Consider the following 12,634-nt stretch of genomic DNA (forward strand, 5'->3'; position numbering starts at 1 on the left):
CGGCGCGGCGGCCCCAGCAGGAGGTGTTCCCAGCCTGGCGAAGGCAGGGCGCTACGTGATTGCCGGTTTGCGGGTGCTTGAATGAGAGCATGAGTCGCGTTGACCCCACTTTCGCACAGCCCTTGCACGTGGGCCGACCGAACATCGGTGACCCCCAGACCTTCCTCCGGCTTGTTGAGGGCGCTCTCGAACGTCAATGGCTGTCGAACGACGGACCTCTCGTGCGTGAACTGGAGTCGCGGATCGCGGCGTATCTCGGTGTGAAGCACTGCGTCGCCATCACCAACGGCACGATCGCTCTCGAGATCGCGATACGTGCACTCGGGATGTCGGGCGAGGTGATCGTGCCATCGTTCACGTTCGTCGCTACGCCCCACTCTCTCCACTGGCAGGGCATCACCCCAGTGTTCGCGGATGTCGATCCGGAAACTCACTGCCTCGATCCCGAATCGGTTCGTCGGCTGATCACGCCCAGGACGACGGGGATCATCGGCGTTCACCTCTGGGGTCGCCCTGCACCGATCGTCGAGCTCGAGGCGATCGCCGATGAGTTCGGCTTGGAACTGCTCTTCGATGCCGCACACGCCTTCGGAGTCTCTCTCGGTGGTCGGATGGTGGGCACCTTCGGTCGCGCAGAGGTGCTCAGCTTCCACGCGACCAAGTTCTTCAACTCCGTCGAGGGTGGTGCGATCGTCACCGACGACGACGACGTGGCGCAGACAGCGCGGCTCATGCGGAACTTCGGTTTCGCGGGCGAGGACGACGTCGTCTCCGATGGGACGAACGGCAAGATGACGGAGATCTGTGCCGCGATGGGGCTCGCAAACTTCGGCGCGATCGACGAGGTCATCGCCGTGAACAAACGCAACCACGAGGCGTACACGCGCGAGCTTCGGGGCGTTCCTGGCGTCTCGGTGCTCGCGATCGACAACGAGAACAAGAGCAACTACCAGTACGTCGTCATGCTCATCGATGAGACGTGCCCGACCTCGCGCCGCGACGTGCTGGCACGTCTACGCGAGAACAACGTGTTGGCGCGACGCTATTTCTGGCCAGGATGCCACCGCATGGAGCCGTATCGCACGCTTTATCCCGGGGCAGCCCTGAACCTGCCCGAGACCGAGCGCGTGGCGGAGCGGGTCATCGTGCTTCCGACCGGGACCAGTGTCGACGAAGAAGCGATTCGCATCGTCGCGGGAATCGTACGTGCTGCGATCGGGCAGTCATGACGGGGAGCACGGACATCAGCCGGCTATACCTGTTCGGTGCCGGGGGACACGGTCGGGAGATCGCTTGGCTCGCGCGCGAGGTGTTCCCGGGGGCCGAGCTGAAGCACATCGTCGATGACGAGCGTTTCGCGGGCGATCCGATCAACGGGATCCCGGTGATCGTGATCACCGAGATGTGTCCGCCTCCAGATGCCCGGTTCGTCGTTGCCGTCGGCGACTCGCGAGTGCGACGACGGGCGGCGTCAGCGCTCACGGCGATGGGCCTGCGTCCGGTCGCCCTGATCCATCCGAGGGCAGAGCTCGCCCCGAACGTCCGGATCGGCGAAGGCTCCGTCGTGTGTGCAGGGAGCGTACTCACGGACCAGGTGCGCGTCGGAGCGCACGCGGTTGTGAACGTCGGCTGCACACTCTCGCACGACGTCAGCGTTGCTGACTTCGCCATTCTTTCGCCGGGAGTGCACGTCGCGGGGAACGTCATCATCGAAGACGGGGCATTCCTCGGGATCGGCGCGAGCGTCATCAACGGGACATCCATGACGCCGCTCGTCATCGGTGCGAACGCGTTCGTGGCCGCCGGTGCCACGGTGGTCCGTGACGTCGACAGCGGCGCCGTCGTCGGCGGTGTCCCTGCCCGCCCGCTCCGAGCGGCTGGGCTGCGATGACCCGCCGGATTGTTCACCTCTTTCCCGACTCACCGTTCCTACCGTTCACCGCCGACGTCTTCGAAGACGTCGCCCCCGGTGCGAACGCGTTCGTCGTATACGCGCTCAAGGGGGACATCGCGCGACACGTACTTCCCAAGAGCGCGACTGTCGAGGCCGTGCATATGGACGCCGCTGGTGCCGCGCGCGCGTCCCACCTGCTGCAGGAGAGCGACATCGCCATCTTCCACAGTGTGGGCGCGTTCGCGGCGCGCGCACTGGCCGCGACACCTCGCGATACGCTGAAAGTATGGAGCGGGTGGGGCGGCGACTATTACGGTTCGAACCTCTCCACGACGGCTGGGTTGCTCGGGCCGATGACGGCTCGCTACAGTCGCTCTCGGCTCTCGCTCCCGGGCAAAGTCGTGCGGACCTACCGAAACCTTCGCTCCAGTCTGCCCGTCGGCGCGGCGGCGCGTGCTGCAGATGTCTTCTCCGCGCCGATTCCCGACGATCTATTGGTGTTCAGGGGTCGCTTCGCCGGCTTTCGGGGGCGGTACGCGCAGTTGAACTACGCGAGTGTCGAAGATACCTTCGCGGCAACTCGTCCGGTGACGGGCGACGACATTCTGATCGGCAATTCTGCGACGCTGACGAACAACCATTTCGAGGTCCTCGACCTGCTCGCGCGGTTGGGTGTGTCCGGACGACGAGTGATCACACCATTGAGCTACGGAGACCCCGCATATGCGGACGCGGTCGTAGCGCGAGGCACTGAGCTGTTGGGGTCGGACTTCGTGCCGATGCGAGAGTTCCTCCCGCTCGAGGAGTACCAAGAGATCGTCGCGCGATGCAGCATCGTCATCATGGGGCATCGGCGCCAGCAGGGCATCGGGAACGTCGCCAGCGCACTCTGGAGCGGTGCGCACGTGTTCCTCGATGAACGGAACACGTTGATGTCGTTTCTCCGGAACCGCGGTGCAGCGGTCGGGACGCTGGAAGAGCTCGTTGCCGAGGGGCTTCCCAGCAGCCGGGTGGCGGGCGAACAGCTGGAGGGCAATCGACGCGTGCTTCAGGACTTCTGGGGCAGAACCAGCGTGATCGCCAACATCGAGTCGCTTATCGCATCGGTATAACTTCTCGTGCCGGCGGTCTCGGCTGACCGGAATTCACTCTCGAACTACGGCGAGGCCGGCCAGCGTTGCCTGGAGTGCGAACTCCGGGACGTTCGCCACCAACTCCGCGAACGTGCCCTGTGCCGCGACCCGGCCACCGCTCATGAAGAAGATCCGATCCGCTGCCTTGATCGTTGCAAGGCGGTGGGCGACGGTGATGGTCGTCGTTGAACCGCGCAATTCCGCGATCGACCGAGTAACGGCGGCCTCGGTCGCGGTGTCGAGGGCGCTGGTGGCCTCATCCAATACCAGCACGAGGGGGTCGACGTACAGCGCCCGTGCGATGCCGATCCGCTGACGCTGCCCACCGGAGAGCGCAAGGCCGCGCTCTCCGATCGACCCGCTGATCCCGCCGACCCGTGCGTTGATCGTCTCGAGCATGTGTGCACGGCTCAGTGCTTGACGCACGCGCTGCTCGTCGAAGTCTGACGACCAGGTCAATGCGACGTTCTGTGCAACCGTGGCGTCGAACAGCGACACCTCCTGCGGCACGTACGCAACGCGGGAGCGCCACGCCGAAGTCAGCGACGTGAGCGAGATGTCGTCGACGAACACGCCGCCCGAAGTCGGTTCGATCAGTCCCAGGATCAGATCCACCATGGTCGACTTGCCCGAACCCGAAGCACCCACGAACGCCACGCTGGAGCCGAAGGGGATCTCGATGCTGATTTCATGCACGGCGGGTTCGGCACCAGCGTCGTACTCGAAGCTCACTCGATCGAAGCGGATGACAGACGGATTCTCGGGCAACGGTCGCGAATCGCGGCCGCTGAGCAGCGCATTCACGGTGTCCGACCTCCGAACCTCGTCGACGACCGCCTGAGCGTGTGGTGCGCTGACGTTCAGTTGTGAGAGGACACCCTGGAATCGAACGATCGATGGCGCCATGCGAAAGCCAGCGAGACCGAACAGTGCCACTGCCGCGGTGGCTCCGCCGATACCACCCGTCGCAAAGCCGACGACTCCCACCAACACGATTCCCCCGATGATCGCCGTCTCGAGAACGTATCGGGGCACCTGGCCGAGGAACTGGGCGTTGGCGCGCGCGTGGGTTGAGTGCCGCCTGTTCTCGCGCACGACCTTCGCGACATCCTCCGTCTTCCCACGCAGCGTCACCTCTTTGAGCGCACCGATCATCTCCGTGATGAGCCGCGATGAGCGCAGCGAGTAGCGGAGGGCAACCAGCCCCGCTTGCCTGGTGCGACGTGAGATCTGGAAGTTGAGGAAGATACCGATGAGACCGAGATAGACGAGTGTGATCACACCGATGGCGGGCTGCGCGATTGCCAACACTGCAAGAAGCGTAAGGAAGTTCAACGCCTCGCCGATGAGCGAGGCTCCGGGAAGCGTGAATCCGGAGATCGTCGTGGATACGCTGGAGTCGGTTATCCGGACGAGATCGGAAGAATTGCGCTTGAGCCGATCGATCCATGGTGAGCTGACGAATCCGGCGAACACTCGAGATCCGAGCTCCAGTTCGTATGCCGAGAAACGTCGAGTGGCGACCCAATAGAGGATGAGCGCGAGCACTCCCTTGAGCACGATGAGGGCGCACACGACGATGATCGGAACGAACGCGCCGCTGCCCGAAACGCTGCCGAATACTGGGAGCTCGACGGGACTTCCGCTGATGAGGGGCGAGAGCACCAGCGCGAGCAGTCCGAGTGCGGCGGCGTCGATGATTGCGAGCGCGCCCTGGAGAATCGCGTAGACGAGTAGAAACTTCCGCGCCTTCGACGGAAGGATCGAAAGGACCTCGCGGTACAGCTGCAAGTTCGTCTTCACGACAGCTCCTCGACAGCGTCCATGCCGACCGCAGTGAGGAACGCGCGGCCCTCTGATTCGGAGTTGAGGTCGCGCGCAGCGTTATTCGCTTCTGTCTTGAAGCCTGCGATGTCGTCGCTAGTGAGCGCAACCAGGGTTTCGGCTAGGTCCGATGCCTCGAACCCGGACACGACGACTCCGTTGCCGAACTCGCGGACGACCGCGGCCATCGCGGGGCTCTCGCCCACGACAACACCGAGTCGACCTTGCACAGCCTCGAAGAACTTGTTCGGAAGCGCGAACTCGAGGTTCGGGGCCAGCGGCCGATAGAAGATGATCTCCAGATCGAAATCATTGATCGAACGGGCGATCTCGCGCATAGGCGCGGGGGGCACAATTCGTATGCGATCCCGAGCCGGATGCGCGTCGATCAACGCTTGCAGTTCCTCGACGACACGGAGATTCGGCACGAGCATGAACGTCATGGTGAATCGTTCCGGCAGGGCGCGCATCGCCTCAAGGATCTCGGTGAACCCACGCTGCCACGCGGCGAGGCCGTGGAAGAGCAGCCGGATCTCTCCCGAATCCACGGGGCTGGGTGTCAGCTGCTCATAGGGCGGCATGTTGCGGCTCGGAACGGGCGCTTGGATGCCGAACTCCTCAACATACAACTGCCCGATGGGCTCATTGACCACCGAACGACTTGTGAACGCCGAATGGCCGATGTGCCGTCGCACCCATCGGTAGTGGCTGCCCGTGAGGCGGGCGCCGAGAGTCTGTCGTCGCACCAGCGGGTTGTGGTACTCGTGCAGGTCGAGATGGATCTTGGCGCGCATGGCCTCGGGCGTGAAGATTCGCCGATCGGACACCCACGGCAGGAACTCCGTTTCGTTGAAGACGACGAGGCCGTACTCGCCGGTGCGAAGTCGCGCGAGCGCTTCATCGTCGACGCGGTTCGTGAATTGCAATCGGAACCGATGCCGCGGGGTGAGAGAGAAGTGGGCGAGAAGTACTCCCGCACGGGTGGTGGCCCATCGCGATGCGGCAGAGAGGGAGAAGTGGTCTCGCACGCGTGGAGATGGACGGCTCCCCAGCCCGACCGTGTCGATGGTCCAGCCGTCGCCGGCGAGCCAGTCGATCTGGCGCCGAACCCGAGGGTCGGACTCGATGTCGGAGTAGGAGAGGACCAGCGCGACGCGCGCCTCAGTAGGGCTGGTCACGCACCCCTCACCTTCCAACCGATAGGACATTGCACCGCTGTGGTGGGCATCCACCGATTCTATCCGGCACGATCGCGAGAACTCTGAACACTGGAGTCCCCGGAGGTCAGAGACGAACGGCAAGATGCTGCGCCATTGTGGACGGGGCCGATCAGCGACCGCCGGGCGCCCGGACCCGTGAGGCACGCCGTTCGCGAGCACCGCTCACCGCGAACCTGCCTCGCGCACGACCATGGCCGCCTCGGCGGCCCGTGCGGACTGTGATGCATTGATGCGCGTCCACTCCGCCACGCGCTCCACTGCGCGGGAGTCGCGATCGCGGAACGCGTCGATCATCGCGGCTGCAGTGGCGTCGACGTTGTACGCGGCTCGTCGGCCGATGCCCGTGCGCTCGACCAAGTCGGCGCCCGCGCCGACGCCCGCGAACACCACAGGCGTACCGCACGCCGTCGAGGCGTACACCTTGGTCGGCAAGGCGAAGTCGTAGCCCTGTCCGGGCTTGAGGCTCACAAGGCCCGCCCGGGCCGATCGCAGCCAGATCGCAGCTTGCGCGGGCGGTACCGGGTCGATGAAGCGCACCGCGTCGGGCGCTATTTCGGCCGCGAGCTCCCGTAGTGCGGCCCAGGCGCTTCCCTGTCCCACGAACGCGATCGAGGCGTCGGGCAGGGCGTCCAGTACCTGGGGCATCGCGCGGATGAAGATGTCCGCACCCTGCCATTCGCTCGTCGTGCCGGCGTAGACGCCCCACGGCGCGTCGTCCAGACGTTCGCCGTCAGGGGTGAAGACATCGGTGTCTATTCCGTTGGGTACCACGGTCACGCGTGCCCCGGGCGCCAGCGAACGCACCTTCTCTGCAACGCCGTCGGTGACTGCGATCACCGCGGAAGCGCCGCGCAGGGCCCGCCGCTCAAGCCACCGCACCGCCGCGATGACGAAGCGTGGCGCGTTCGTCGACTCAGCCCCATCCGACCAGATATCGGCGGCGTAGTAGACGTATGGGGTGCGGCGGAGTGCGCACGCGATCCGTACGAAGAACCCGGTCGTGGGTGGTGGCTCGACGACGACCGAATCGGCACGTCGAGAGAACAGCACACGGAAGAACGCGGGCACGTCGAAGCTCAGGTACTGCAGATATCCACGAACGTTCCCGCTTCGATCACGGAGCACTCGAGCACGGCGCACGCGGATTCCGTGGACGACAGGTGCCCGCACCGCCCGCAACGCGGGTGGTGCCAGCGTCGTGAGCACGAGAACCTCGTCGCCGCCGTTCCCGAGTGATCGTGCCAATGCAGCGAGACGGAACGAGGCGGCCGCGGGCTCGGGGACGAAGATGCGAGTGACGAGCGAAATGCGCATCGCTAGAGGGCGAGGGAATCCGCGGCGCGTGCCGCATCGAGGGCGGACTCGACGACCGCGAGCGTGCGCAGACCCTGCTCCATCGTGACGACATCGCTCGGCTTGCCGAGCACCGCATCGCGGAACGCCTCGTGCTCGACGCGAAGCGGTTCGCGCTTCGGAAAGGCGTAGCGGGTCACATTTCCCTCGGAGACGCCTCGGAAGACGGTCATGGACTCCCATTCGACCGGAATCGTGCCGTTCGCGTAGAACGTGAGGTCGCCCGTCGACGTGTCGGCGACGAAGGCACCCTTCTCACCCGTGACGATCGTGACCCGTTCCTTCATGGGGCTCAACCAGTTCACGAGGTGATTGACGATGACTCCGTTCTGGAGGCGACCGGTCATCGCGATCATGTCTTCGTGCTCGCGGCCGCTCTTGAACGTCGTCTGAGCCCAGATCGTCGCGTACGAGCTCTGCGCGACCCACGCCGTGAGATCGACGTCGTGCGACGCCAGGTCTTTGGCGACACCGACATCGGCGATCCGTGACGGGAACGGACCCTGCCGGCGCGTCGCGATCTGATACACCTCGCCGACGTCTCCGGCCTCGATCCGGCGTCGCAACTCCTGCAGCGCCGGGTTGAAGCGTTCGATATGTCCGACGGCGCCTACGAGGCCGGCGTTCGCGAATGCATCCACCATGTGCTGACCGGCTTCGATCGAGTGCGCGATCGGTTTCTCGACGAGGGTATGCACGCCGGCGGTCGCGAGCTTCAGCGCAGCGTCCTCGTGGAATCGCGTCGGCACCGCGACCACCGCGATGTCAATGCCCGCCTCGATCAATGCGTCGATATCGGGAAGAATCGGGAGTTCGCCTGCGACGCCGTGCGGATCTCCACCCGGGTCGGCGATCGCGACGAGCTCGACACCGTCGACCTCGCGCAGCACGCGGGCGTGGTGCCGCCCCATCATGCCGACGCCGAGGAGGCCGGCGCGCAGCGCGGCCATCAGGCGCCTGCTCCTGCGAGGGTATTCACAGCGTTCACAATCCGATCGAGATCGCGATCGCTGAGCGATGGATGCACCGGCAGCGACACGACCTCGCGCGCCGCGATCTCGGTCTCGGGCAGCTCGAGTCCCGGCGCGTACGGTGCAAGCGACGGGAGTCGGTGATTGGGGATCGGGTAGTACACACCGCTGCCGACCTGGTGCTCGTTCTTGAGAGCTGCGACGAACCCGTCACGATCGTCGATGACCCGGATCGTGTACTGGTGGTAGACGTGCACGGCACCCTCTGCGACGGGCGGCACGACGACGCCTTCGAGGTTCGCGTCGAGGAAGGCGGCGTTCCCGCGGCGCTGTTCGGTCCAGGCATTCACCTTGGTCAGCTGCACGCGACCAATCGCCGCGTGGATGTCGGTCATGCGGGCGTTGAAGCCGATGACCTCGTTCTCGTACTGCCGCTCCATGCCCTGGTTGCGCAACAGCCGTACCTGGCGCGCGAGCTCGGGCGTGTCGGTCGTGACCATGCCGCCCTCGCCGCTCGTCATGTTCTTCGTCGGGTAGAGGCTGAACATCGCGAAGCGCCCGAACGTGCCGACCGGGCGACCGCCGAGCGACGCCCCATGCGCCTGGGCGGCGTCTTCGATGATCATGAGCCCGTGCTTCTCGGCAATCGCACCGAGTTCTGCCATCTTGGCGGGGTGGCCGTAGAGATGCACCGGCATGATCGCCTTGGTGCGCGGCGTGATGGATGCCTCGACCGACGCGGGATCGAGCGAGAACGTTGCGGGCTCGATGTCGGCGAACACGGGCGTGGCGCCCGTGAGCGCGACCGAGTTGCCGGTGGCGGCGAACGTGAACGACGGCACGATGACCTCGTCGCCGGGGCCGATACCCGCGGCGAGGAGGCCCAGATGCAGGCCGGAGGTGCCGGAGTTGACGGCGACCGTCGGGAGTCCCTGGACGAAGTGGCGTGAGAACTCCTCTTCGAACGCCGCGACCTCGGGACCTTGCGCGACCATGCCGCTGCGCATCACACGATCGACTGCTGCGCGTTCTTCGCCACCGATGATCGGTCTCGCCGGGGGAATGAATTCATTCGTCATCGTTCAGCTCCAAGAGGCTTCCATCGCGCTCGACATAGCGCGAGTTCGTGTCAGGGCAGATCCACATGCCGTCGGACTCCTCGAGGCGACGGCCCGAGCGCCCGACCCATCCGATACGGCGAGCAGGGACACCGGCGACGAGGGCGAAGTCGGGCACGTCGCGGGTCACCACTGACCCTGCCGCGACCGTCGACCACGCTCCGATGCGCACGGGGGCGATGCAGACAGCGCGAGCTCCGACGGATGCCCCGGTCGCGATGTCAACGCCGACGTGCTCCCAGTCATCGGCGCTCTTGAGGCTCCCGTCGGGGTTCACCGCACGAGGATAGGTGTCGTTCGTGAGCACGACACCTGGACCGATGAAGACGCCGTCAGCGAGCGTCGCCGGCTCGTAGACGAGAGCATAGTTCTGCACCTTGCAGTTGTCGCCGAGCGTGACGCCGGTGCCGATGTAGGCGCCGCGGCCGATGACGCAATGCGCTCCGAGGACTGCACCCTCGCGCACCTGCGCAAGGTGCCAGATCGAACTGCCCTCGCCGATCTTCGTGTCGTCGGCGACGTCGGCTGAGTCGACGATCCGCACGCCGGATCTCGTGTTCAAATGATGCTCCTGGGGGGTACGGCCGTACGAGGCACTGCCGATCAGCGTACCGCGTTCTGCAAGAATGGACGTATGCAGCCATCTCCGACGCCGCCGGCCGCGAACCCCCGACGGCACGCGGAAGACACGTGGCTCGTGGTTCCGCTCTACAACGAGGCATCCGTCATCGGCGACGTCGTGCGTGGCCTCCTCGCCTCCTTCGACCACGTCATCTGCATCGACGACGGCAGCACCGATGGCAGCGCCGCTGTTGCAGCTGCCGCCGGAGCCCGCGTGCTGCACCACCCCATCAATCTCGGCCAGGGCGCAGCCCTCCAGACCGGATTCGCCTACGTCGCGACGAAGCCTGAGGCACACTGGGTCGTGACGTTCGATGCCGACGGTCAGCACCGGCTCGAAGACGTGCTCGAGATGCTCGACCTCGCGAAAGCCGAGGACCTGGCCATCGTGTTCGGGTCGCGATTCCTCGACGCTCGCACCGATCCTGGCATCGTCAAGCGCGTGATCCTCAAGACGGCGGTCTGGGTCACGAACCTCACGACCGGGTTGCGGCTGACCGACGCGCACAACGGTCTGCGGGTCATCCGAGGCGACGCGGTGCGGATGATCGAGCTGAACCAGGATCGGATGGCGCACGCGACAGAGATCGTGCTGAAGCTCGGGCGCACGAAGTTGCCGTGGCGGGAGTACCCGGTCGAGTTGCTCTACACCGACTATTCCAAGGCGAAGGGCCAATCCGTGCTGAACTCTGTGAACATCCTCGTCGACCTGCTGGTTCGGTAGCTCATGTGGATCCAGATCCTTCTCGTTGCCGGCGTGATCGTGGTCGGCATCTTCCTTGCGCGTCCAGCCGGCGGCGACAGTCACCTCGCCCTGCGCAGGCTGTTCATGCTCGGCTTCGTGATCGTCGCGATCGTGTCGATCATTTTTCCGCAATGGCTCACCTGGCTCGCGAACCTCATCGGCGTCGGCCGCGGCTCCGATCTTCTGCTGTACGCCCTCGTGCTCGCATTCCTCGTGACGGTGGCGAGCGCATACCGGCGCAATGTCGTGATGAACCGCAAGCTCACCCAGCTCGCGCGGGAGATCACGCTCGCTCGCGCCGAAGTCGACGATGCGACGCGCGACCTGAAGTGAGCTTCGGTCGGCAGACTTCGCTCAGGCCGGTCGGCCGATGACGCGGTGGATGACGCCCTCCCATGCCGCGGCGTCCGTCACGCGGCGACCGTCGATGAGCGCCCGGATGCCGGGGAGATCGGCCGGTGTCAGAGCGCGGTAGTCGGCGTGATCGGTGTGGATGATCGCCGCATCCACTTCTGTGCCGAACGCGTACGGCTGGAATCCGAGGCCCTCGAGCTCGCTGGCCGTGTACAGGGGATCGTGAACGAGCACGTGAGCGCCGCGCGCGCGAAGACCCTCGACGAGCGGGAAGACCCCTGAGAACGCTGTCTCCTTCACTCCGCCGCGGTATGCGGCACCGAGTACGACGACGCGGAGATCGCGCAGGTCGCCGAGAGCGCCGTCGAGCATCGCGACCGCGTGGTTCGGCATGTCGGCGTTTGCTGCGCGGGCCGCGCTGACGATCGTCGCGTGCGGGTCGTTCCAGAGGTACAGGCGCGGATACACGGGGATGCAGTGCCCGCCGACCGCGATGCCGGGGCGGTGGATGTGGCTGAATGGCTGGGAGTTCGAGGCCTCGATGACCTCGTAGATGTCGATGCCGGCGGTCTCGGCGAAACGAGCGAACTGATTTGCCAGGCCGATGTTGACGTCGCGGTACGTCGTCTCGGCCAGCTTCGCCAGCTCAGCAGCCTCGGCCGAACCGAGGTCCCAGACGCCGTTCGGCTTCGTCAGGTCGTCGCGTTCGTCGAAGTCGAGTACCTGCTCGTAGAACTCCACAGCGCGAGTCGCGCCCTCTGGGCTCAGCCCGCCGATGAGCTTCGGATACTTTCGCAGGTCCGCGAAGACCCGGCCCGTGAGCACGCGCTCCGGCGAGAAGACGAGGTGGAAGTCGACGCCCTCGGTGAGGCCCGATACTTCTTCGAGCATCGGCTTCCAGCGGGATCTCGTGGTGCCGACCGGCAGCGTGGTCTCGAACGACACCAGTGTGCCCGGAGCGAGGTGCTCGGCGAGCGAACGGGTCGCGGCATCCATCCAGGCGAAGTCGGGTCGTGCTTCGTCATCGACGAACAGTGGCACGACGAGCACCACGGCGTCGGCATCGGGGATCGCCTCGGCGTACTCGGTCGTCGCGCGCAGCGTGCCGGCCGAGACGGCCTGCGTCAGCATCTCGTCGAGGTGCGCCTCACCGGGGAACGGCACGATACCCCGGTTGATGAGATCGACGGTCGCAGCGTTGACGTCGACGCCGATGACCTGATGGCCCTTCGATGCGAACTGCACAGCGAGTGGAAGGCCGATCTTTCCCAGTGCGACGACGGCGATTCTCATGCGTTCGCGTTCTCCTCATTCATTCCCGTCGCGCCGTGTGGCGCGACGACCCAGTCTAGTTGAGGGTGGCACCGCGGGTTCCGCTGATGGCCTGCCACCCGAACCGTA

The 12,634-nt window shown here is 65.5% G+C and carries 12 protein-coding genes; 5 read left to right on the forward strand and 7 right to left on the reverse strand.

The features are described 5' to 3' along the window. Nucleotides 1-89 precede the first annotated feature (89 nt). The 3 genes from AC1C2T_RS10025 (at nt 90) to AC1C2T_RS10035 (ending at nt 3,006) form a co-directional block, all read left to right on the forward strand. On the forward strand, nt 90-1,229 hold the full coding sequence (locus AC1C2T_RS10025; protein ID WP_495362404.1) for a DegT/DnrJ/EryC1/StrS family aminotransferase: 1,140 nt from the start codon (nt 90-92) through the stop codon (nt 1,227-1,229). Beyond that, nucleotides 1,226-1,891: an acetyltransferase gene (locus AC1C2T_RS10030; protein ID WP_495362405.1), complete on the forward strand. Its 666-nt coding sequence runs from the start codon at nt 1,226-1,228 to the stop codon at nt 1,889-1,891. Before AC1C2T_RS10025 ends, AC1C2T_RS10030 begins: the two co-directional genes overlap by 4 nt. A 233-nt stretch (nt 1,892-2,124) precedes the next feature. Next, a complete protein-coding gene (locus tag AC1C2T_RS10035; RefSeq protein ID WP_495362406.1) occupies nt 2,125-3,006 on the forward strand; it encodes a TDP-N-acetylfucosamine:lipid II N-acetylfucosaminyltransferase family protein in 882 nt (293 codons plus the stop codon). A 33-nt stretch (nt 3,007-3,039) separates the two neighbouring features. Here AC1C2T_RS10035 and AC1C2T_RS10040 read toward each other — a convergent pair whose 3' ends face one another. The 6 genes from AC1C2T_RS10040 to AC1C2T_RS10065 all read right to left on the reverse strand — a co-directional run bounded on the left by AC1C2T_RS10040 (nt 3,040) and on the right by AC1C2T_RS10065 (nt 10,075). After that, nucleotides 3,040-4,830 (reverse strand): ABC transporter ATP-binding protein, encoded by a 1,791-nt coding sequence (locus tag AC1C2T_RS10040; RefSeq protein ID WP_495362407.1) that lies wholly within the window; start codon nt 4,828-4,830, stop codon nt 3,040-3,042. Continuing rightward, the gene (locus AC1C2T_RS10045; protein WP_495385171.1) at nt 4,827-6,029 is read right to left on the reverse strand and encodes a glycosyltransferase family protein; all 1,203 of its coding nucleotides are present in this window, start codon (nt 6,027-6,029) and stop codon (nt 4,827-4,829) included. The genes AC1C2T_RS10040 and AC1C2T_RS10045 overlap by 4 nt, the downstream gene beginning before the upstream one ends. A 204-nt stretch (nt 6,030-6,233) precedes the next feature. Next, nucleotides 6,234-7,385, reverse strand: coding sequence for a glycosyltransferase family 4 protein (locus tag AC1C2T_RS10050; RefSeq protein ID WP_495385172.1), 1,152 nt, complete (start codon nt 7,383-7,385; stop codon nt 6,234-6,236). 2 nt (nt 7,386-7,387) lie between these two features. Beyond that, entirely contained in the window at nt 7,388-8,374 is a 987-nt protein-coding gene (locus AC1C2T_RS10055) for a Gfo/Idh/MocA family oxidoreductase (RefSeq protein ID WP_495385173.1), read from the reverse strand. Further along, nucleotides 8,374-9,474 (reverse strand): DegT/DnrJ/EryC1/StrS family aminotransferase, encoded by a 1,101-nt coding sequence (locus tag AC1C2T_RS10060; protein ID WP_495385174.1) that lies wholly within the window; start codon nt 9,472-9,474, stop codon nt 8,374-8,376. Before AC1C2T_RS10060 ends, AC1C2T_RS10055 begins: the two co-directional genes overlap by 1 nt. Continuing rightward, complete coding sequence (locus AC1C2T_RS10065) at nt 9,464-10,075, reverse strand: acyltransferase (protein WP_495362412.1); 612 nt, start codon at nt 10,073-10,075, stop codon at nt 9,464-9,466. Before AC1C2T_RS10065 ends, AC1C2T_RS10060 begins: the two co-directional genes overlap by 11 nt. A gap of 72 nt (nt 10,076-10,147) precedes the next feature. On the opposite strand from AC1C2T_RS10065, the gene AC1C2T_RS10070 reads away from it, so the two are divergent. Continuing rightward, nucleotides 10,148-10,858, forward strand: a complete 711-nt coding sequence (locus AC1C2T_RS10070) for a glycosyltransferase family 2 protein (protein WP_495385175.1) — start codon at nt 10,148-10,150, stop codon at nt 10,856-10,858. Between the two features lie 3 nt (nt 10,859-10,861). Next, on the forward strand, nt 10,862-11,212 hold the full coding sequence (locus AC1C2T_RS10075; protein WP_495362414.1) for a DUF2304 domain-containing protein: 351 nt from the start codon (nt 10,862-10,864) through the stop codon (nt 11,210-11,212). A gap of 21 nt (nt 11,213-11,233) precedes the next feature. Here AC1C2T_RS10075 and AC1C2T_RS10080 read toward each other — a convergent pair whose 3' ends face one another. Beyond that, nucleotides 11,234-12,526 (reverse strand): nucleotide sugar dehydrogenase, encoded by a 1,293-nt coding sequence (locus tag AC1C2T_RS10080; protein WP_495385176.1) that lies wholly within the window; start codon nt 12,524-12,526, stop codon nt 11,234-11,236. Between the last annotated feature and the right edge of the window lie 108 nt (nt 12,527-12,634).

The organism is Agromyces sp. Y558, from assembly GCF_059445415.1.

What these genes read in the sequence shown, in the direction of transcription:
- AC1C2T_RS10070 (WP_495385175.1), top strand. Translation starts at nt 10,148, where the DNA reads ATGCAGCCATCTCCGACGCCGCCGGCCGCGAACCCCCGACGGCACGCG.
- AC1C2T_RS10030 (WP_495362405.1), top strand. Translation starts at nt 1,226, where the DNA reads ATGACGGGGAGCACGGACATCAGCCGGCTATACCTGTTCGGTGCCGGG.
- AC1C2T_RS10025 (WP_495362404.1), top strand. Translation starts at nt 90, where the DNA reads ATGAGTCGCGTTGACCCCACTTTCGCACAGCCCTTGCACGTGGGCCGA.
- AC1C2T_RS10080 (WP_495385176.1), bottom strand. Translation starts at nt 12,526, where the DNA reads ATGAGAATCGCCGTCGTCGCACTGGGAAAGATCGGCCTTCCACTCGCT.
- AC1C2T_RS10060 (WP_495385174.1), bottom strand. Translation starts at nt 9,474, where the DNA reads ATGACGAATGAATTCATTCCCCCGGCGAGACCGATCATCGGTGGCGAA.
- AC1C2T_RS10050 (WP_495385172.1), bottom strand. Translation starts at nt 7,385, where the DNA reads ATGCGCATTTCGCTCGTCACTCGCATCTTCGTCCCCGAGCCCGCGGCC.
- AC1C2T_RS10055 (WP_495385173.1), bottom strand. Translation starts at nt 8,374, where the DNA reads ATGGCCGCGCTGCGCGCCGGCCTCCTCGGCGTCGGCATGATGGGGCGG.
- AC1C2T_RS10075 (WP_495362414.1), top strand. Translation starts at nt 10,862, where the DNA reads ATGTGGATCCAGATCCTTCTCGTTGCCGGCGTGATCGTGGTCGGCATC.